This window comes from Luteitalea pratensis (assembly GCF_001618865.1).
Taxonomy (GTDB): Bacteria; Acidobacteriota; Vicinamibacteria; order Vicinamibacterales; family Vicinamibacteraceae; genus Luteitalea; species Luteitalea pratensis.
The window spans coordinates 4,123,918-4,145,159 of record NZ_CP015136.1 but is presented as its reverse complement, the minus strand read 5'-3'; the positions used below and the strand labels follow the sequence as shown (position 1 = coordinate 4,145,159).

Here is a 21,242-nt window from a genome sequence, read left to right as displayed (position 1 = left end):
TTCGCGGTGCTGGTGGCGGCAACTACTCACCGGGCCACCTTGCGCGCCCGGGACCGCCGCTCGACCACCACGATGGACCGTTCATGGAAGGTCAAGGCCTGATCCCGACGCCACGAGCGGAGGACGTCGCGCAGCGCCCTCAGGCGCGCGGTGTCACCTGTCGACGGAATCTCGCCCTCGAGGCGATCGATCAGGCTCAACTCGAGTCCCTCGATCGTGCTGTGCGAACGGAACGCCAGGAAGGCCTGGCCATGGCCGAGCGGCACGAGGTCGACCCCAGGCAGCGACGCGAATGCCTCGTGCGCACGAACGACGATCAGGAACTGGTGCTTCGCGATCGGCACGAGGGCCACGTCGGGGGGCGCCGTCTGGGGTGGCGGCAAGTCAGGGTCGCCGCCTTCTCCACTGTCGGCGAGCTTGACGATGGCCCAGCCCAGATCGGTGTCGACGCCCTGCAGGTATTCGATCGTGTCCTGTGGCAGCGTCAGCGCCACCAGTTGCGCGGGGCGTCCGAACTTTGGGGGGCGACCGCGCGGGGACACCCGGGGATTTGAATACAGGAAAATTCCCTCGTCAATGCATTTGCCGGAACCAAATGCGCGGCCACCTGTGACGCGCCTGTTATGATCCGGCGCCGTGGCCGAGGACACGTTTTACAAGTCGTTTTCCGAGAAGCAGCTGACCGGGTACGGCGCAGCGCGGCGCAGCCGTATCGAGCGCAGCCGGCTCGGCCTGCTCCAGCAGGCCATCCAGCCCCCTGGACGGTTCGTCGAGATCGGCCCCGGACACGGCACCCTCGGCGAACTGGCCGTCGCAGGCGGCTGGGACTACACGGCTATCGAGGCCAGCGACCTGTTGATCGACGTCCTGAAGAAGAAGGGATTCAAGGTCGTCAAGGCGTTCACGCCGCCGATTCCCGGCGAGGACGGGTCGCTTGACGTCGTCTATGCCGACCAGGTCATGGAGCACATGCCGGGCATCGATGCCGCCCGGGCGTTCACGGCTGACGCACTGCGGTTGCTTCGGCCTGGAGGCGTGTTCTTTGTCGTGGTCCCCGATTACTTGAAGGAGCGGACCTTCTTCTGGGACGTGGACTACACGCACAATTTCGTCACCACCGAACGCCGCATGCGCCAGCTCTTCAATGACGGAGGATTCGTCGTGGAACGGGTCGTGCGCAGCATCGGCGTGGCCACCGGGCTGCGCCGTGACGCCCTGGCCGCCGCCGCCGTGTTCGCCAACGTGCCGGGCCTCGACACGCTCTCGCGCTGGACCGGCACCGAAGACGTGCTCTTCAAGGTGCGCAAGAACCTGTTCGAGACCCTGGCGTTCGTGGCGCGCAAGCCCCGGACATGACGCGCTGGCTCCGCTCGGTCTGGGTGCGGGCGGGCATCACGGTATTCATCCTCGCGTATCTCTGGCGGCAGGTCGACACCGGCGCCGCGCTGCGCGCGATGGTGCAGGCCAACCCGTTGGCCCTGGTCGTCGTCGCGGTCCTCGTCCTGCTCGATCGCGTCGTGATGATCTGGCGTTGGGTGCTCCTGCTGCGTGCCAGTGGCACCGCTGTCGGGACGATGACGGCCGCCAGGATCTTTCTCGTCAGTTCATTTGTCGGCAGCTTCCTGCCGGCCGGCGTCGGTGGCGATGCGGCCCGCGCCTATGCGCTCGGGCAGCGGACCGCCCAGCGCGGCGCGGCGGTCGCGTCGGTGGCCATCGACCGGATCCTGGGCGTCATTGCGATTGCCCTGATGGGTGGGATCGGCATCGCCGCCTACGCGCGCAGCCATCCCGATCCCAAGGTGCAATTGGTGGCGGTCTCGAGTGCGGCGGCCGTTCTGGTCGGGTCGGTCGCGGCCGTGTGGGCGGACCGGTGGATCCGGTGGCTGCCCTCGTCCTGGCACGCCTGGGCCGGGGTGCGGCTGCCGCTGCGCATCGCGGACGCGATGGCCGGGTACCGTCAGCAGCCGGGCACGCTGGTCGTGGTGTTCGGCCTCTCCGTGCTCGTCCAGTTGCTCCGGATCCTGCAGGCGTTCGGTCTGGGCCTCGGGCTCGGGTTGACGGTCCCGTTTGCGTATTACCTCGTCTTCATGCCGATCGGCTTGTTGATGCTCCTGTTGCCGATCTCGATCAGCGGCTTCGGACTGCCCCAGGGCGTGATGGTGTGGCTGCTCCGCCCGCTCGGCGTGCCGGACGAATTGTCGCTGGCCCTGTCGACGCTGATCGTCCTGTCCGGACTGTTCGGCAACCTTCCGGGAGCCTGGCTGTACCTGCGCGAGCGGCATCCTTGAGCGTCGAGCAAGCTCGACGCCTACAGCCACCCAAAAAGCCGAGCGAGACGGTCCGACTTTGACCTGGGACCACAATAGGCAGTAGACTCAATTACTTATGGCGCAAGTATACGCGGCCAAGTACCTCGCAAAAGCTGCTCTCAGTGCCCCCCGCGATTTCGTCAACAGCTACGTTGGCCGGGTCACCCCGCTCTATCCGACGGTCCTGATCTTCCATGTGACGTTCGTCTGCGATGCCCGCTGCAATATGTGCAGCAACTGGACGCGCGGCAACCGCAAGGAGGACATGAGTCTCGAGCAGATCGAGCAGGTCTTCAGCTCGCCGCTGTGGAAGCGCATCGAGAACGCCAGCATCTCCGGGGGAGAGCCGACGACCCGAAACGACCTCGTCGACATCGTCCGGGTGATGATCGACAAGCTGCCGAAACTACGCAAGCTGACGCTGAACACCACCGGCCTGACGCCGCATCGGGGCATCCCGATGCTGACCAAGATTGTCCAGATGTGCCACGAGCGTGGGGTGATCTTCAGCACCCGCGTGTCGGTGGACGGCGTCGGCGACATGCACAACGAGGTGCGCCGGGTGAAGCGCGGGTTCGACAAGGCCGAGCAGACCATCGCGGCCATGAAGGAACTGCAGAAGAGCTACCCCTTCAACTTCGGCATCTCGACGACCATCTTCTCGATGAACCTGAACGACGCCGAGAACATCCTGGCCTGGGCGCGCCGGGAGAAGCTCGACATCGTGTTCAACATGGTCCGGTTCACCGAAGCCATGCTGGGCAACGCGGATCTTGCCAAGGACATCAAGCCGGTCAACGCCGAAGAACAGCGGATGCGCGAGTTCTTCCTCGAGCGGGTGCGCCACGATCCGCTGCTGGACGGTCAGAACTACATCTACATGCATTACGCCGACATGATCGGCAACGGCTATCACCGGATGGCGCCCTGCCCGTTCCAGACCCAGGGCGTGATGCTCAATCCCGATGGCGGCATGTTCTTCTGCGAGAACAGCGACGTCGTCGGCAATGCCGTGACCGAGGACCCGGCCGCGGTCTACTTCAAGCAGGCCTCTCAGGAGCACCGGAACTACATCCGCGACGAGAAGTGCCCGACCTGCCTGAGCCCCTGCCAGATGAACGTGGCAGCCATCAAGCAAGTGGTGCCCTACGCGAAGTTCCTCGTGCGCGCCAGTGCCGAGAAGCGCCGGGCTGCCCGGCGGCCGATCATCGCGGCCGCGCTGTAGCCATCCATGCCGCCCGCCCGGGCGGCCGTCTCACCTCCATGCGACATCGGCGACGACTTGCGACAGGTCCGTCTCGAGGGCGCGCGTTGTCCCACCGCGACCACCGTTCCCGCGGCTAGTCAGCGTAGAAGTGCAGAACCTCCGGGAGGATGCGCGCGCTCGACTCGGGGTTCGTGCAGGCGCCGCAGACGTACCGATAGCCGGCGTAGGCCTCCTGCATCACACCAAGCACCTCATGACCATACGCGATTCGTGTCTTCGAGTTTTCGAGCGCGACCGCGACGCGAGGGTGATACGCGACGAGCGTCCTTCTTGCGCCGCGGAGCGCGTTGGCCTCCGCATTTTCGATATCGAGCTTGATGAAGTCCACGCGGTCGAGCTTCAATTCCGCCACAGCGTTATCGATCGTCGTTAGCGGTACGTTCATCGTCGCGCGCATCCACGGATGGGACACGCTGTTGCATACCGAGCAGCCATCGACGATGACGAGCGGCAATATCGATTCCTCGAACCAGACGCCTTTTTCCACGACGATGACGCGGCCCTCGGCGATCTCACGCGCGAAGTTGAGTCGAAGTGCAAGGTTCGACTTCGGCGTGACCTCAAACGTGATGACCTTGCTGGCGCCGGCAGCGAGAGCAGTGCGCGTGAAGAGGCCGACGTGCGCACCTGCGTCGATCACCACGTCTCCGTTGTGTATGCCCAAGCCTCCAGCGGAGCCGTACATTTCCTGATCCTGCTCGGCGAGCACGACGGCGAGGCTCCACAGGTCATCGGCTTGTGGCATCCAGAATTGACCAAACGGGGTCGCATAGAGAAACAGCCCTTCGGCATTCTCGCGAACCAGATGGCTTGCCGCTTTGATCTCGTCGGTTCGGCGCTTCACTGCCCTGGCCTTGATCATTCCACGCAGCGCGGCCATGTGCGTACAAAGCGGATTGTTCCATTCCAACGCAGCCCTTGCGTCCGTCCAGAAAGAGCCGTACTTGTCGCCGTGGCCGGCGATGGCAATCCCGGACGACAGCGCGATCACCCCAACGATCGCAACGGGGATGCGAACACGCCTGAAAGGCATCGTCATGCGGACCAAACCCCGAGCCTGCAAGCTTTGAAAGAGGCTTCAGCCTAGCACGGAGCAGGCGACACGACCTGACGCGGGTGCGATAGGCTTCCTGCCTATGGCAGGCGCGCCCACCATCTTCCGCATCTGCGTTGCGGTGCTCGCCGCCGGCAGCGCTTCCCTGTTCGCGCTCCAGTCCTCACCTACGGTCTCGGCCGAGCGCGTCGCCTTCGATGCGTGGGTCGATGGGCAGGCAAAGAGCGCGCTCGACACTCGTCGTGCGCGGGTCGCGGCCCTGAAGACTCGCGAGAACATCGAGGCGCGCCAACAGGAGGTTCGCGCCGGGATCGCCGACATGCTCGGCGTGCTGCCCGGCTCGAACGGGCCCCTCGACGCCATCGTCACTCGCACGACGCCGCGTGACGGCTATCGCATCGAGCACCTGGTGTTCCAGAGCCTTCCCGGATTCAAGGTCACGGCACTCGTCTACGTACCGGACGGTCCGGGGCCATTCCCGGCCGTGCTCGGGACTGCCGGGCACGCCAACGAGGGCAAGGCGTCTCCCACGTACCAGAACGTCTGGGTGTCGCTGGCGCGGCGCGGGTTCGTCGTGCTCGCGTACGACCCGTTCGGCCAGGGCGAGCGCGTCGAGTACCTCGACCCGGTGAAGGGCGGCTCGCGTGTCGGCATCGGGACGCGTGAGCATTCGATGACGGGTCAACAGCTGCTGCTGTCGGGGCGGACGCTGGGCGCCTATATGGTGCAGGACATGCGTCGTGCGCTCGACTACCTGGAGAGTCGCACTGACGTGGATCGGACCCGGCTGGCGGTGGCCGGCAACTCGGGCGGCGGCACGCAGGCAGCATTGCTGGGCGCCGTCGAGCCCAGGCTCGCCGCTGTCGTGATCTCCTGTTACATGACGTCGTGGGCCGACATGTGGAACGTGCCCGGTCCACAGGATGCCGAGCAGATCCTGCCGGGCTTCGTCGGCCGCGGCTTCGACTTCGCGGACTTCGCAGTGGCCGCGGCGCCGAGGGGCGTCCTGGTGAGTAGCGCCATCAAGGACTTCTTCCCCATTGCCGGATCGCGCGCCGCCTCAGAGGAACTGGCGCCGGTGTTTGCCGCCCTCGAGGCGCCGGATCGGTTGGCGCGCGTGGAGAACGACGCGACGCATGGCTGGTCGCAGCCGCTGCGCGAAGGCGCGTATCGCGCACTCGGCACCTGGCTGGGCCGGCCCGGTCTCCACCCGACAGAACTGCCCGTGGTCGCCGAAGCGGACGCGGCATTGCGAGTCACGCCCACAGGTCAGCTGGCGACGTCCCTTGGCACACGGACGGTGCGTGCCATCAACGCCGACCATGCGCGTGCGCTGGCGTCGAGTCGTGCGCCGGTCACCGAGGCGAAGCTACGCGTCCTGGCAGGGCTATCGACTGCCGCGACGGAGCCACGCGTCGTCCTGCGTGCAGGCAATCCGTGGAGTCCGGCCGGCGAGCGACTGCTGCTCGAGGTCGAACCCGGCGTGCGGGTCCAGGCCCGGCTCCGTCGCCCGGCGAGTGCCGCCGTGTCGTTCACGCTCCTGGCCGACGAACGAGGCGCCACCTCCCGTACCGAATTGATCGAGCGCCTGGTCAGCGAGGGCCAGACGCTGCTCGCCATCGACGTGCGAGGTACGGGCGACCTCGCACCGGCGGCAGGCGTGAGCGGGTACTCGGGCGCCTACCAGTTCGCCGCTCGTGCCTGGCTACTCGGCACCAGCGTCGTCGCCTGGCAGACGCACGATCTGCTGCACGGTCTGGCGGTGCTCCGCGTCGAGGCCGGTGCAGCGGCGGCCCGTGGCCCGTCGGTGCGGGCGCAAGGCCAGACGGTCCCGGCCGCGCTGCTTGCCGCACAATTCGATCGGCCTGCCGCCCTCACGCTCGAGGATGGCCTGGTCAGCTACCTGGATTTCGCATCCGCCGACACGCACGACGGGCTCACCCTCGCGGTTCTGCCCGGCGTCCTGCAGACAACGGACCTGCCGGAACTGATGGCGCGCGTCGCGCCCGTGCCCGTGCGACTGCTCAGCCCGCGCACGGCTGCTGGCGCCGCGATCACCGCCACGACCCTGCCGGCGCACCTCGGGACCCCAGTACCTGCCAACGTGACGATCACGCATTGACGCCTACCAGACGCACGGTACGGTTGTGCTAGCATTGCGCCATTACAGATGAGCTAAACCGCGCAGGACCTCTAACCGGAGGGGTTCGAATGCACCGTCGTCTTGCTCAGGCCCGCATGCTGGCCGCCGTCGCGGCGCTCGTCGTCCTGGCGCTCTTGCGGCCCGCGCAACCGCTCCTCGGCCAGCAGGCGCCCACCGACTCGGACAGGGCTGCCCAGTTCGACGCCGTACGCCAGAAGGCCCTGCAACAGGCACAGGTGCGGGTCATTGTCTCGCTGCGCCTCGACGTCGAATCACCTGACAGCAGCCTGGCTACCCCCGGCGGCCTGCAGCAGCGGCGTGACGCGGTCGCGGCGGCGCAGGGGCTTGTGATCGACGCGCTCGAGGGACTGCTGCTCACCGAACTCCGCCGCTTCGAATTCACCCCCGGCATGGCGATGACGATCGGGGTGCTGGCGATCGACCGCCTCGACGCGCTCCCCAACGTGATCGCGATCAAGGAAGACGCGTTCGTCGAGCCAATGCTCGACGTCAGCGTTCCGCTGGTGCAAGCCGATCGTGTCGTCCAGCTCGGCACGACGGGCGACAACGTCGCCATCGCGATCCTCGATACCGGCGTCGACAAGACACATCCCGATCTCGCCGGCCGCGTGGTCAGCGAAGCGTGCTTCTCGACCACCAACAACTTCATCGGCGCTTCCTCGATGTGCCCGGGAGCCGCCGCGTCGTCCACCGCCGTGGGGTCTGGCGAAGACTGTCCGTCGAACGTGTCGGGGTGCGATCATGGCACACATGTGGCCAGCATCGCCGCCGCCGTCGCGCCGCAGGCCGACATCATCGCCATCCAGGTGTTTTCCAGACGCGACGATGGATTGCAGACGCCGTGTGCCGATGACAATCGCACGAGCCCCTGCGTCGGCAGCTTCGAATCCGACACGATCGCCGGGCTCAACCGGGTCGTCGCGCTGAGCGCCACGCGGACGATCGCCGCGGTCAACATGAGCCTCGGCGCTGCTGTGTTCGCTGGCCCCTGCGACGCCAGTTTCACGAGCATGCGCGACACCGTCGCGCTGCTGCGGGCACTGGGGATCGCCGTGGTCGCCGCCGCAGGCAACGATGGTTTTCGCAACCTGATGTCCTTCCCCGCGTGCCTGTCCAACGCGATCAGCGTCGGTGCCACCAACGACGTCGACCAGGTTGCGACGTTCAGCAACATCTCCCCCTTGACCACGGTGCTTGCGCCGGGTCGCGGGATCTTTGCCGCGGTGCCACAGGACTCGTCGTCAAGCACGCCGACACGCCTGTCCAAGAGCGGCACCTCGATGGCAGCCCCGCATGTGGCTGGCGTGTTCGCCCTGCTCCGACAGGAGTTGAAAGGCGTCGGGGCAGGGTCGATCGTGAGCGAACTGGCGACCCGCATCCGCACCACCGGCCCCCTGATCACCGATCAGCGACCCGGTGGCCTGGTGAACTCGATTCGGCGTGTCGATGCGTTGGCCGCCCTGTGCGGCGTCGTGAACTGTGATGCGGATGACTTCCGCACCATCTTCGACGTCGTGGAGCCGACGATCGGCACGATCGCGACCACGAGCGACCGTGATTTCTACAGGTACAACGGGTCGGCGGGCGATCGCATCACGGTGCGCCTGAATCAGCGCACAGGGACGCTCGACCCCCTGCTGGAGGTGCGCGATCCGAGCGGCGTGCGCATCGCCGTCGACGACAACGGCGGCGATGGCAACAACGCGCAGGTCACCGGTCTCAGCTTGCCGCGCACCGGCCCCTACCTGCTTGTCGTACGCGACGCGGGCAACGCGACGCGCACCGGTTCGTACACGCTCACGGTCGCACGCGAGGCCCTCGCGACCTATCCCGTGCCACGGATCACGAATCTCGAGCCAGCGTCGATCTCAGCGACGGTGTTCGGTGCCGACTTCTGGCTGGCCGTGCGCGGATCCGGCTTCACACGCGAGACGCAGGCCCAATGGGATGCCCAGAATCGCGCGGTGTACTACTCGAGCCCGGCCCTGGTCTACATCCGCGTGCTGGCCCGGGACGTGACCTTCCCGGCCCCGCGCACGCCCTTGATCGTGGTACGCAATCCATCGCCGGGAGGAGGGCTGAGTGCGGTGCACTTGTCGATCACGTCGCCGATCCTCGGAACCTTCGAGTTGCTCCAGCCGACCGTCCGTCACGCGCCGGTGGGCGTGTCGGTCACGATGGAAGCCCGGTGGATAACGCCAGGCGGGCTGTCCTGGCGCACCATGCAGCACATGGACATGAAGCTCGCGAACGACGCCGGCGACGTGGCGGCATGGATTCGCGTGGTCGAGCGGCCCGGCACCGCGAGCGTGTTCCGCCTGATCAACGCGGCCGGCGCGGTCGTCGGCGAAGGGCTTCCAGGTTCGGGCAACACGCTGGAAATCCCTGGTATGGTCTCGCTCGACCTGGCCGCCAGCACGTTTGCCGGATCCGGAGACACGGCGATGATGCGGCCGGTAGTGACGTTCGGGCCTGAGGCCGTCGGCGTCTACGACGTGCGTTTCGAAGTCGACAACGAGGCAGGGGCGATCCAGGCCGATGACGTACTGGGGCTCTTCCGTGTGCTGCCGGTGGGGTGCGTGGAGCCGGTTCAGGACCTGACCGTCACGGGACCCACCCACGCGCCTGCCGGGGCGACCGTGACCTTGACGGCATCACTCTCACCCGTAACCACATCCTCACCTGTCGCCTACGTGTGGGCACCGCAGCCGCTCGCTGGCCAGGGCACGCCGGCAGCGACGTACGCCTGGTCGGCTGGAGGCGTCCAGCCCGTAAACGTGACCGTGACCAACTGCGGCGGGTTCGCGGCCGCGAGCACGCAGGTCGTCGTGCCGGCGTCGAGCCTGTTGGCGGAAGGCGCCACCGGCTGGTTCTTCGATATGGACGTCCTCGTGGCCAACCCGCACGACGAGGACGTGCCCTATGTGCTCACGTATCTGACGCCGTCTGGCCGGCAGGTGATCCGCGACCTCACCATCCCCGCCCGGTCGCGACGCACCATTCGCGTCAACGACGAACGGGCGCTCGCCGGCGAGAGTGCCGTGTCGACGGTCGTCACCGTGCCCTCGGGGCTGCCGCTGGCGGTAGAGCGGACGATGTTCTGGGACCAGGCCACGCATTACGGCGGCCATGGTGGGTCGGCCGTGGAGGCCCCGGCCAACCGGTGGTACTTCGCCGAGGGATCACAGGGGTTCTTCGACACGTGGGTGCTGCTCGCGAATCCGGGGGACACTCCCGCGACGATGCAGGTCAGCTTCCTGCGGGAACACGAGCCGGCCTACACGGTTGCCCTCACCATTCCGGCGCACGCGCGCGAGACGATCTGGGCCGGTTCCCATGCGGCGCTCGTCGGTCGCTCGTTCTCCATCGAGGTCGACGCGGATACGCCCGTGATGGCCGAGCGCGCGATGTACTGGAGCAGCCAGGGCCGGTACTGGAACGGCGGCCACGATTCGGCGGGCGTCTCTGCGCTCTCCACCTTCTGGTTCCTTGCCGAAGGTGCGACCGGCGACTACTTCGACATGTACGTGCTCCTCGGCAACCCGGGCGTGGATGCGACGACGGCGACGGTGACCTACCTGCTTTCCGACGGGACGACCGTCGATCGCACCTACGATGTGCCGGCGCGTCGTCGACTGACGATCAACGTCGAGGACCAGGACCCGCGCCTTCGTCAGGCGGAAGTGTCCGTGCGCGTCGTCTCCGGCGAGCCGATCGTGGTCGAGCGCGCCATGTACTGGCCAGGCAACTCGAGCACGTGGCAGGACGCGCACAACAGCTTTGGCGTGACTGACACCGGGCTGGCATGGATGCTCGCCGAAGGCCGGGCCGGGACCTCGAGCAATTACGAGACGTTCGTGCTGATCGCCAACCCGAGTTCGGCCCAAGCCGCCGAGGTCACGCTGACGTTCCTCGGTGAGATCGGGCCACCGGTCGTCCGGACGGCGACCGTGCTGCCCAACTCACGATTCACGGTATGGGCGAGTGCGATTCCCGAGTTGGCCAATGCCAATTTCGGTGTTCTCGTCGAGGCCACCAACTCTGTGCCGATCGTGGTCGAGCGCGCGATGTACTGGGATGCCGTGGGCCAGCACTGGGCCGGCGGCATCAATACGACCGGCACCCGGCTGCGCTGACCCGGGCTGGCAGAGTCCGTACCCCTGGCGTCTACATTTCGTCAGCGGATGGACCGTAGGGGCCAGGGATCGGGATATCGAGGAGGCGGAGATAGACGCCCAGCTGCGCCCGGTGATGGATCATGTGACTCATCACCATGCTGCGAATCACCACGTGGCGAGGCAGTGCGAAGATGACCTTCCCTTGCCATTTGAAGGTCCAGGTGATGGCGAGAGCCTCGTCGGTCGCCTTCGCGAGATGCTCACGCGCCGCGACCGTTCGCGAGTCGAGTTCGTCCAGCAAATCCTGACGTGATGAGGCGTTGAACCCCTTCATGTCGGGGGTTGGCTCGAGTTCCTCTGTGGTGACCGTGACCGTGAGCCACTGCGGCATCTCGGCCAGGTGCGAGGCGAGGCGGCCGAGCTTCATCGACTTCGCGTGCGGCGCGTAGTCGAATCGATCTTCGGGCACGCGCTCGAGCATCGTCCGCGTCTTGGCCACTTCCTGGTCGAACTCGGGCAGGAACAATTCCGCAAGCGTCATGGGCGACCCCTCCGCGCCGTAACCTAGCGCAGGCCTCAGGCGAATACAAGGCGAAAGTTTACCGGGGCCGCCAGTCGGCGAGACGATCGTTGCCCGCACCGGTGGTGAGCGGGACCCGGCGCCCCGGGTCGCTGGTCGAAACCAGCGCCAGATCCCAGTTCTCGCCTTCGTGATGCTCCGGGCTGAGCGACACGACCAGCCACTGGCCGTCCGGAGAGACACGCGGGTAGTAACTCCACAGCGACGGATTGGAGTGCGCCAGCGAGACCCCGCCGCTCGTCATGTCGCGCCGCTGGATGAACGAGGGCTCCCGGTCCAGTTGCACGTTGTACAGCGCTCGGCCGTCCGGCGACCAGGAGGGCCAGCAGGCGCCGCCGCTCGCGGGCAGCGGCTCCGTGCGTCCGGAAGCCAGGTCGAGCACGTGGAGCTGGAAGACCCAGAATGCGCCCAGCCGCAACGTCTGCGCGGCGAAGGCGACCTTCGACCCGTCTGGCGACACGGCGGGCATGATGGCCCGGCCGACGAAGTTCGTGGTGAGTCGATCGGTGTGCCCATCGGCGATGCGGACACGGTACAGGTCGCCGCGCGACGCACGGTCCGACGAGAACACGAGTCCCTGTCCGTCCGGCGACCAACTCGGGTCGTAGTCGTTGCCCGGATCGGTCGTGATCCGGCGGACCGCCGAACCGTCGGTGCGCATCACGTAGACATCGACATCCGGTGTGCCGGTCTCGGGTTGCGCGCCGTAATGCGCGCGGTTGGAGGTGAAGGCGATCCACTGCCCGTCCGGCGACCACCGTGGCGACTCGTCACGCCACTCCCCGCCATGCGTCAGCTGCCGCACCAGGCCGGTTGCGATCTCGAGCGTGAAAACCTTCGGTCGACCGGCGACGTCGGACTGGAACACGAGCGTGCCGGCGGTGACGCCGTGGTAGGGCTGCACGACCTGGGGCAACGGCCCGGGAGGCGGAGCCGCCTCAGCGGCCGCTACCAGAGCGGCCGGCGACTCGCCCGCGGCCGACCCAGCTGGCGCGGACGCGCCTGGCGGCCAACTCGACGATGCACCGGTCGCACGTGCCGGCGGCGCGGCCGACTCGCCGCACGCGGCCAACAGAATCAGGCTGGCCGGCAGAACGCCATGAGATGCCAGCCGTAGGGTCGCACCCACGCCTTCGGCAAGGCGTTGAAGGTGCCGACGAAGAACGAGTTGTACGCAGTAGCCTTCCATCCCTTGTGCAGCCTCGATGCGACGGGAAACCGCTCAGGCACGATCTCCACGTCGCCAAAGGGGGAGAGGAGCGCCCTGAACTCGGGGATGGAATAGAGCTGGAGCACGGGCGCGTCACCGTGCTCGAGCCCCACCTTCATGACCCTGGACATCGCCTGCAGCCACGAGACGCGGTTGTAGACCATGAAGACGGCCAGACCGTCCGGCCGCAGCACTCGTCGAGCCTCGGCGACGATGGCCGCGGCATCGGCGGCGTACTGCAGTACCCCATGGCAGTAGACGACGTCGAAGGACGCCTGGTCGAATGGCAGGGCTGCTCCGTCGGCCACGCGCAGATCCTCGGCCTGCAGCCCATGCAACTCGAAGTTCTTCCGGGCCAGGTCGATGGACGCTTGCGCCAGGTCGATGCCGGTGACGCGCGCCCCGCCGCGGGCGAACCGCGCCAGGTCGGTCCCGATACCGCAGCCGATCTCGAGCACGCGCTTGCCTGCAAAGCCGTTGAAGTCGACCAGAAGCGGCAGGTAATGCAGCTTGTCGAAGCGGTAGTCGTCGAGGTCGTCGAAGAATTCGCGCGTGCCCACCGGGTGGGTGGTCATCTCGAGATCGTGGATGCGCGTGTTCCAGTAGGCGGCGACGTCGGCGGCAGAGGCGGGGCCGTGCGGCCGGCTCGCGGGCGGGTGCATGCCGCTATCGTAAAATACACGGCACGTGCGACGCGATCCGAGTCGGCTCACGACCTCCGAGTTCGACCTGCTCATCGTCGGCGCCGGCATCTACGGTGCCACCGTGGCGTGGGATGCGACGCAGCGCGGCCTCAAGGTGGCCCTGATCGACAAGGGAGACTTCGGCAGCGGCACGTCGTTCAACAATGCCAAGACGGTGCACGGGGGCGTGCGCTCGCTGCAGCGCGGGCACCTCGGCGAAATGCGCGAGTACCTGCGCGAGCGTCGCGCTCTCTCGTACATCCTGCCCCACCTCGTCCACCCGCTGCCGTTCCTGCTGCCCACAAGTCGCCGGCTGACACGGCACAAGCTGTTGCTCGGCGTCTACTTCCGGTTCAACGACCTGCTGGCGCACGACCGCAACGATTTGCCCGACCCGAGCAAGCACCTGCCGGCCAGCCGCGTTGTCTCGCGGGAGGAATGCCTGCGGCTGGCGCCGTGGCTGGATCCCGACGGGGTCACGGGTGCCATCGAGTGGCATGACGCTCAGTTCTCCAACAGCTCGCGCGCCGAACTGGCCTTCATTCGCACTGCGGTTCGGCACGGGCTCGAGGCCGCCAACCACGTGCAGGCCCTGGGGCTGATCCGGCAGGACGAGGGTCGGGTGGCGGGCGTGATGGCGCAGTCGCTGCGGCCAGAAGCACCGCCCTTCCCCATCCGCGCGCGTGCGGTGCTCATGGCCACCGGCGGCTGGACAGCGGAGGCGCTTCGCGCGTGGGGTGCATCGGCCTTCGGGCGGCGCGTGCCGCAGTGGTCGGTGGCGATGAATCTCGTGATCGCCGGCCGCGGCGGCACGCATGCCGTCGGCGGCACCGCACGTGGCCGCCTGTTCTTCCTGGCGCCGTGGCGCGGCGCCACCATCGCCGGAACCAGCCATGACCCATGGACGGGTACGGCAGATCAACTGGTGCCGCGGCGCGAATTCGTCGATCAGCTGCTCGACGATGTCAATGCGGCGTTCCCGCGGGCGGCCGTGCAGGCGACCGACATCCGGCTCGTGCATCGAGGGCTGCTGCCGGCCACCGAAGCCTCGGCACGGCGCGTCACGCTGCTGCGCGAGAGTCCCTTCATCGACCACGGCGAGGACGGCTGCGCGAACCTCTTCTCGCTCGTCGGGGTGCGCTATACGACAGCACGCCACTCCGCGGAACGTGCCGTGGACGCGATCGTCCGCGTGCTCGACATCGTCGCGAAGCCGGGTGCCACCGCCACGACGAAACTCGATGGCGGGGACATCGAGCGATTCGATACGTTCGTGGCCGAAGCGAGGCGGCAGGCCACACCCGACGTGCCAGCGTCGCTGATCGAACGGCTCGTCTGCAGCTACGGCACGGCGTGGAGGGACGTGATCGCGACGCGACCTCACGCTGCCGGCACGGCGGATGCCGAGGCACCAGAGGACTCGTCATTACGACCGTTGGGGGCGCACTGCGATGTCACCGCCGCGGAAGTGCTGTATGCGGTGCGCGAGGAGATGGCCATCACACTCGCGGACGCGCTGCTGCGACGCACCGAGGCCGGGACCCGTGGCCATCCGGGCCAGGACGCCGTTCTGGCCGCCGCCACGCTCATGGGCAAGGAACTGGGCTGGACCGACGCGCAACGGGCTCGCGAAGTGCAGTCGCTCGGGCGTGTCTACGACGCGGCAACGATACCCGGCATCTGAACCGGCGCCTCGAGCGCATCGGCCCAGCGCTCGAACACCATCAGCGAGAACAACTGGTGCGCATGATTGGCGCGGCCGTCCACGTGCTCCTGCATGAGTCGCGCGACTTCCGTGGGTTGGAACAGCCCGCGCCGAGTGAGTCGCTCCGCGGAGAGCAGGTCGCGCATCAGCGGCTGCAACTCGCGTCGCAGCCAGTTCTTCATCGGAATGCTGAAGCCCTCCTTCCTGCGCAAGAGGATGCTCTCGGGCAGCACGCCGCGCAATGCCTGCTTCAGGACGATCTTGCGCTGGTCGCCGCGCACCTTGAGATGTCCGGGCATGGAAAAGGCCAGCTCCATCAGGTCGGTGTCGAGGAAGGGCGCTCGCGTTTCGAGCGAAGTCGCCATGCTCATGCGATCGACCTTCACCAGGATGTCGTCTGCGAGGTACACGCGGAGATCCGCATAGAGCTCGCGGTTCATCGCATCGTCGGAGCGATACGCGCCAAACGCCTCGCGTACTTCCCGATGCACGTCGCCGCCGAGGGCGGCGTCGAGCATGGCCGGCGAGTAGAGCCGCCGACGTGAGGGCGGATCCATGAACGTCATCCAGCGGTAGTGCCCGAGGTCCGCGGTGTTGGACGTGATCCCGGCGAGGAAGCGCTTGACCTTGTTCAGCGCGCCCTTCTTCTGCGCCGCCGGCGGCACCAACTGCGCGACCCGATCGGCCAGCTGCCACGCGGCGTCCGGCGTCAGGCGCGAGAGCCGTGCCGCCAGGGCCTGGGCGGCGTACGCGTCGTAGCCGCCGAACAACTCGTCGCCGCCATCGCCGGCGAGCACGCCCTTGACGTGTTGCCGCGCCAGTCGCGACACGAGGTAGGTGGGAAAGAACGACACGTCGGCGAAGGGCTGGTCGAGATGCGCGACCAGCGGATCGAACAGGCTGGCGACGTCGGCGGTGACCAGGTCCTCGACGTGCGTCAGGCCGAAGCGCGTCGCAATCTCGCGCGCGTACGGGAGCTCGTTGTAGCTCTGGTCGCGGAACCCCATGCTGAAGCTCGTGACCGTGACGCCGCGCCGCACCGCGGCGTCGGCCATGAACGCGGCGATCGCGCTCGAGTCGATCCCGCCCGACAGGAACACCCCGAGCGGCACATCCGACATCATCTGCCGATCGACGGCCGTCGCCAGGGCCGTACGCACCGCAGTGGCCGCGTCGGCCGCAGCCCACTCGCGAACCGGTACCTCGGCCACGTCCCAGTAGCGCTCGACGCGCACCTTCCCGTCGCGATAGACAAGGTAATGTGCGGCCGGAAGGCTGCGGATCTGTGCAAACAGCGTCCGCGGTGCGATGACGTACTCGTAGGTCAGGAACTGGTCCAGCGCCTGCAGATCGAACTCGCGTGAGACCTCGGGCCGCACCAGCAGGGCCTTGACCTCGGACGCGAGGAAAAGGCCGTCAGTCGTGTCGGCGTAGAACAGCGGCTTCTCGCCTGCGCGATCGCGAGCCGCCACGAGTGCGTGCGTGCGTTCGTCGTACAGCGCCAGCGCGAACATGCCGCGCAGGTGGGTGAACGCGTCGCAGCCCCACTGCTCGTAGGCGTGGAGGGCGGCCTCGATGTCCGACCCGGATCGGAAGCGGTGACCCAGTGCTTCGAGCTCACCGCGCAATTCCGGGTAGTTGTAAATCTCGCCGTTGCCGACGACGTGGACGTTGCCCGCTTCGTTGGTGAACGGCTGCTGGCCGCCGGGGATGTCCATGAACGACAGGCGCCGGAAGCCGAGTCCACCGCCGCAACCCGCGAGCACGCCTTCGTCTTCCGGGCCGCGGTGGACGAGCGTGCGCGCCATGCCGCGCAGGGCGGCCTCGCTCACGGGGGCGCGGAGATCACGATGGGCGATGGCGACGATGCCGCACATTGGGTCTGGACTCGACACGTAGGCGCGGGACTTGTCCCGCGCGCTGGCTGCGGGCTCGATGACAGCCCACCTCGAACATCACTGTCCGTCGACCAAGGTCGACGGCTACACATGCTGTTGTCGCATGTCCGCCGGCCAGGACCGACGGCCACACAGGCTGTCGTAGGTGTCGAGCTTGCTCGACACTCAGGCCGGCGTTCGCCGGTCGCGCACCACCTTCGCTGGCGTGCCGACGGCGATCGCGAATTCCGGGATCTCGCCGACGACGACAGCACCCGCGCCCACGATCGCATCGCGCCCGACACGGGAGCCGTCGGTCACGACCACGTGCGCGCCGAGCCACGCGTGATCGCCGATGTCGATGCCGGCGGCTGTCCGCCCCTGATCGAGCACCGGGATGTCCACCCGATCGTAGAGATGATCCCCGCCCACCAGGTAGGTATACGCGGCGATCAGGACCTTCTTGCCGACCCGCACTCGTGAGGCCGAGAAGATCTCGGTGTTGAAGCCGATGTTGGCTTCGTCATCGACGATGATGTCGCCGTTCTTGCAACTGAGGATCGCGTTGCGGCCGAGGAACACGCCGCTGCCGATCCGGATGCCGTCGTTGTCGGTCCCCTTGGCATCGAGGCAGCAGCCATCGTCGACGACCACGTTGTCGGCGATGTGGATCTTGTGGGGATGGCGCAGGACCACGCCGGCGCCGAATGCCACGCCCCGCCCGCACGAGCCGAGCAGCCACGGGTACAGCTTCGACCGGATGAAGAGCCCGAGCGCCCCCGGCAGCCCCCAGCAGATGAGCGTGATCACTTCGTGCTTGAACAACGGGAGGAGGCCGGGTTTGCCAACGACCAGCTCGGCGTACCGCTGCGCCTTCGACTTCTTCTCGTCGAACAGCTCGCGCTGGATCACGGTGATCCGCGCGTCGTGCTCGCGCGGCGGCTTCACCCCCGTGACAGCTCCCGGGGGCCGGCGCTGATGTTCACGGCCAGGTGCATCGGCTCGGGATGTTCCGCCGTCGCCTCGACGATCTCGCGGATCGCGTAGGTCGGCTTGTCCTGCGACTCGTGGTACGTGCGTGCCTGCAGTTCCGCCAGCAGTCCCATCGTCAACAATTGCAGGCCGGATGAGACGAGCAGGATGCCGAACAGCAGCAGCGGCCGATCGGCGATGCCCTGGTGCATGAACAGACGCACGAACGCGAGGTACGCCATGATCAGCGCACCGAGACTGCCGAGAATCACGCCGACCAGCCCGAAGATCTGCAGCGGTCGTGTCGCGTAATTGAGCAGGAACTTGACGGTGACAAGGTCCAGGATGACGCGGATGGTGCGCGACAGGCCGTATTTCGACGTGCCGGCCCGCCTCGCCCGATGGTTGACGACGACCTCGGCGACCTTCACGCCGAACTCGCTCGCGATCGCCGGGATGAAGCGGTGCATCTCGCCGTACAGGCGCAGCGGCTTGACGACCTCGCTGCGGAACGCCTTGAGCGAGCAGCCGTAGTCGTGGAGGTCGACGCCGGTGGCGCGCGAGATCAGCTTGTTGGCGAGTATCGACGGGATGCGGCGCGTGATCAGCGTGTCCTTGCGGTCCTTGCGCCAGCCGCACACGATGTCGTTGCCCTCCTCGAGCCTGGCGACGAGCATCGGGATGTCCTTCGGGTCGTTCTGCAGGTCGCCGTCGGACGTGATGATGATCTGGCCGCGCGCGTAGGCGAAACCGGCCGAGAATGCCGGCGTCTGACCAAAGTTCTTGCGGAAGCGGATGATGCGGAAGCGGGCATCTCGCGCCGGCAGCGACGCCAGCAGCGCCGCGCTGCCGTCGGTGCTCCCGTCGTCGATCAGCAGTACCTCGTAGGTGCGGCCCCATTGCGCCAGCGCTGCCGTGATCTCCCCGTAGAGCGCCTCGATGTTGGGCGCTTCGTTGTAGATGGGGATGACCAGCGAGATCTCGGGAGACATCAGGAGAACGCGCGATTATACCGCACCGGCATGCTGTGCCCGGCGTTGCCGGAGCACCGCGTAGGCCACTCCACCGAGTATCAGGACGGCTGCCAGCGCGAGCGAAACCGGCCTCAGGTTTTTGTCGATGAACGTCATCGCCTGCTGTCCGTACCAGCGGGCCAGCAAGGCCTCCAGCCCGTACCGGAAGCCGCGGCCGAGCCCGATGGCGGCCACGAACTCCCACAAGGGAATCTGCACCACCCCTGCAAGCAGCACGAACAGCTTGAAAGGCGCCGGCGGTGGCAGGATGGAGGGCACGAGGACCGCCAGGAGTCCCCACTTCTGGAACGTGGCGCGCCCGCGCTCCATGCGTTCGGCGCTCACCATCTTGCGCAGCACGCGCTCGCCGCCCTTGCGCGCGAGCAGGTACATCCCGACGCACCCGGCGATGGATCCGGCCGTGGTCATGAGTGCGTAGACGAGCCAGAGCGACGGGTGTCGCGTGACCATGAAAATCAACAGCAGGTCGGGCACCTGCGGCAACGACAGGAACGAGGAGTCGAGCAGCGCGACCAGGAAGAGGCCGGGGGCCCCGAGGGTCAACGCGAACGACTTGATGGCGGCGACGACTTTCGACATGCGGAGAACGTTGGGTAGGGACCGCTGGCGGAGCGGTCCGACGCAGGACCTCGACCGGGAGGCCGCCTGGTGGCCGAGGTACTATGGCGGGATGGTCGGACCCCGACCGTGATTATAACCAAGCCCTGCTCGTGCCTGCTTCGCCACCCCTGACCTTGCGCCCTGCCTTCGTCCCCGTCATGGCCGCGCTGGTCGCTCTCATCGTGGGCAGCATCGCGACCACGTACTATGCCGGCCAGGACCTGACTCTCAGTCATTACGACGCCAAGGCCCACCTGGTGGTGGCGCGGCGCATCTTCGACAGCCTGACGCCCGGCTGGCGGCAGATCGGCGCCGTCTGGCTGCCGCTGCCGCATGTGCTCAACGCGATACCCGTCCAGGTGGATGCCTGGTATCGCACCGGCCTGTCGGGCGTGGCCATCTCGATGCTGTCGTTTGCCGCGGCCGCCGCGTCGCTGACGTGGCTCGTCGCCCGCCTGTCGGGCTCACTCCCTGCGGCATGGGTGACGCTGGCGGTCTTCGTCTACCAGCCGGACCTGCTCTACCTGCAGGCCACACCGATGACCGAACCCCTCCTGCTCGGCCTGACGGTGACGGGCACCGCGTTGCTCTATGCGTGGACGGCCACCAGGGGCACGGGCGCCGCGTGGCCGGCGGGACTGGTGCTCGCGCTGGCCTGCCTGACGAGGTACGAGGCGTGGCCGATGACGGTCGCGGCAGGGCTGGTGGCCTGGCTGACCCTCTTGCGTAACCGAGTCGGGTTCGGGCCATCGCTTGCCGCGATGATGCGCGTCGGCCTGTGGCCGCTCGGTGCGCTCGTCCTGTTCCTGATCCTGAGCAAGGTCACGGTGGGTGCGTGGCTCGTGACCGGGGGCTTCTACGAGCCGAACAACCCCGCCTACCACGAGCCCGCGAAGGCGCTCGTGCAGGTCGGCTGGGGCCTCGGCCGTGTCGGCGGGTGGCCGGTCGCCTGGGCAGCCGCGGCCGGCGCGGTTGTCGTGCTGTTGCAGGGACTGGTCCGGAACGATCGTCAGGATTGGTGGTTCGTGCTCGCGCTTGCCGGCTCCGCGGCGCTGCCCTACTACGCCTTCGTGAGCGGGCACCCGTTCCGGATCCGTTACATGATCCTGCTCATCACCGCGGCTGCGGCGTGCATCGGCATGCTGGTCACGCTGTTGCCCAGGCCTTACCGCGCGGCGGTGCTGCTGCTCGTAGTCGGTGTGCTCGCGTTCGAGCGACGGCCACTCGGGTTGACGTCGCCGATGGTTGCCGAAGCGCAGTGGGATCGTGCCAACCAGAAGGCACGTCGTCACGTCACGGCGTGCCTGCTCGATGCATGGCGCGGCGAGCCGATCCTGGTCAGCATGGGCTCACTCGCGCATTACATGCAGGAAACGGCCACCAACGGACTCGCGATCCACCATTTCATCCACGAAGGCATCGGCGAGATCTGGTTCGAGGCGCTGAAAAGCCCGAAACGACACGCGGCCTTCGTCCTCGTGGAGGAGAAGGCCGAAGGTGGCGACCAGTTGTTCCGTATGGCGCAGGAGGTCCCGACATTTCTCGAGGGCTTCGTGCGCACGTGTGAAGGCGGCGGGGTTGCGTTGTACGTGCGGCGGTAGGGACCGCTCTCCGAGCGGTCCATTTCCTCGATTGCTCGCATGACTTGGACGCCTCGGAGAGGCGTCCC

Annotated in this window: 16 protein-coding genes; 7 read left to right on the top strand and 9 right to left on the bottom strand. The window is 67.2% G+C overall.

Annotated elements, in window-relative coordinates:
• Positions 1-26 precede the first annotated feature (26 nt).
• Positions 27-542 (bottom strand): hypothetical protein, encoded by a 516-nt coding sequence (locus LuPra_RS17030; RefSeq protein ID WP_157899309.1) that lies wholly within the window; start codon positions 540-542, stop codon positions 27-29.
• A gap of 94 nt (positions 543-636) precedes the next feature.
• Between LuPra_RS17030 and LuPra_RS17025 the strand changes: the two genes are divergently transcribed.
• The 3 genes from LuPra_RS17025 (at position 637) to LuPra_RS17015 (ending at position 3,534) form a co-directional block, all read left to right on the top strand.
• Positions 637-1,356, top strand: coding sequence for a class I SAM-dependent methyltransferase (locus LuPra_RS17025; RefSeq protein ID WP_110171848.1), 720 nt, complete (start codon positions 637-639; stop codon positions 1,354-1,356).
• Entirely contained in the window at positions 1,353-2,288 is a 936-nt protein-coding gene (locus tag LuPra_RS17020; RefSeq protein WP_110171847.1) for a lysylphosphatidylglycerol synthase transmembrane domain-containing protein, read from the top strand. Before LuPra_RS17025 ends, LuPra_RS17020 begins: the two co-directional genes overlap by 4 nt.
• Positions 2,289-2,385: 97 nt before the next feature.
• Positions 2,386-3,534 (top strand): radical SAM protein, encoded by a 1,149-nt coding sequence (locus LuPra_RS17015; protein ID WP_110171846.1) that lies wholly within the window; start codon positions 2,386-2,388, stop codon positions 3,532-3,534.
• A 115-nt stretch (positions 3,535-3,649) separates the two neighbouring features.
• Here the strand turns inward: LuPra_RS17015 and LuPra_RS17010 are convergent, their stop codons facing one another.
• Positions 3,650-4,615, bottom strand: a complete 966-nt coding sequence (locus LuPra_RS17010) for an FkbM family methyltransferase (protein WP_110171845.1) — start codon at positions 4,613-4,615, stop codon at positions 3,650-3,652.
• Between the two features lie 97 nt (positions 4,616-4,712).
• Between LuPra_RS17010 and LuPra_RS17005 the strand changes: the two genes are divergently transcribed.
• Positions 4,713-6,752: an alpha/beta hydrolase family protein gene (locus tag LuPra_RS17005; RefSeq protein ID WP_110171844.1), complete on the top strand. Its 2,040-nt coding sequence runs from the start codon at positions 4,713-4,715 to the stop codon at positions 6,750-6,752.
• A gap of 89 nt (positions 6,753-6,841) precedes the next feature.
• Positions 6,842-10,930 carry a S8 family serine peptidase gene (locus tag LuPra_RS17000; RefSeq protein ID WP_110171843.1) on the top strand — a complete coding sequence of 1,363 codons (4,089 nt, stop codon included), beginning with the start codon at positions 6,842-6,844 and terminating at the stop codon, positions 10,928-10,930.
• A gap of 31 nt (positions 10,931-10,961) precedes the next feature.
• Here the strand turns inward: LuPra_RS17000 and LuPra_RS16995 are convergent, their stop codons facing one another.
• The 3 genes from LuPra_RS16995 to LuPra_RS16985 all read right to left on the bottom strand — a co-directional run bounded on the left by LuPra_RS16995 (position 10,962) and on the right by LuPra_RS16985 (position 13,364).
• Positions 10,962-11,453 (bottom strand): DinB family protein, encoded by a 492-nt coding sequence (locus LuPra_RS16995; RefSeq protein WP_110171842.1) that lies wholly within the window; start codon positions 11,451-11,453, stop codon positions 10,962-10,964.
• 58 nt (positions 11,454-11,511) lie between these two features.
• Positions 11,512-12,408: a TolB family protein gene (locus LuPra_RS16990; RefSeq protein ID WP_162271428.1), complete on the bottom strand. Its 897-nt coding sequence runs from the start codon at positions 12,406-12,408 to the stop codon at positions 11,512-11,514.
• 161 nt (positions 12,409-12,569) lie between these two features.
• Complete coding sequence (locus tag LuPra_RS16985) at positions 12,570-13,364, bottom strand: class I SAM-dependent methyltransferase (RefSeq protein WP_157899308.1); 795 nt, start codon at positions 13,362-13,364, stop codon at positions 12,570-12,572.
• Between the two features lie 25 nt (positions 13,365-13,389).
• Between LuPra_RS16985 and LuPra_RS16980 the strand changes: the two genes are divergently transcribed.
• The gene (locus LuPra_RS16980; protein ID WP_110171840.1) at positions 13,390-15,069 is read left to right on the top strand and encodes a glycerol-3-phosphate dehydrogenase/oxidase; all 1,680 of its coding nucleotides are present in this window, start codon (positions 13,390-13,392) and stop codon (positions 15,067-15,069) included.
• Here LuPra_RS16980 and asnB read toward each other — a convergent pair.
• The 4 genes from asnB to LuPra_RS16960 form a co-directional block, all read right to left on the bottom strand.
• On the bottom strand, positions 15,039-16,967 hold the full coding sequence (asnB, locus tag LuPra_RS16975) for an asparagine synthase (glutamine-hydrolyzing) (protein ID WP_110171839.1): 1,929 nt from the start codon (positions 16,965-16,967) through the stop codon (positions 15,039-15,041). The genes LuPra_RS16980 and asnB overlap by 31 nt on opposite strands.
• Positions 16,968-17,153: 186 nt before the next feature.
• Entirely contained in the window at positions 17,154-17,915 is a 762-nt protein-coding gene (locus LuPra_RS16970; RefSeq protein ID WP_157899307.1) for an acyltransferase, read from the bottom strand.
• Complete coding sequence (locus LuPra_RS16965) at positions 17,912-18,931, bottom strand: glycosyltransferase family 2 protein (protein WP_110171838.1); 1,020 nt, start codon at positions 18,929-18,931, stop codon at positions 17,912-17,914. The genes LuPra_RS16970 and LuPra_RS16965 overlap by 4 nt, the downstream gene beginning before the upstream one ends.
• Before the next feature lie 15 nt (positions 18,932-18,946).
• Positions 18,947-19,552, bottom strand: a complete 606-nt coding sequence (locus LuPra_RS16960) for a YqaA family protein (protein WP_110171837.1) — start codon at positions 19,550-19,552, stop codon at positions 18,947-18,949.
• Between the two features lie 155 nt (positions 19,553-19,707).
• Between LuPra_RS16960 and LuPra_RS16955 the strand changes: the two genes are divergently transcribed.
• On the top strand, positions 19,708-21,174 hold the full coding sequence (locus LuPra_RS16955; RefSeq protein ID WP_234800436.1) for a hypothetical protein: 1,467 nt from the start codon (positions 19,708-19,710) through the stop codon (positions 21,172-21,174).
• The last annotated feature ends 68 nt before the right edge of the window (positions 21,175-21,242 follow it).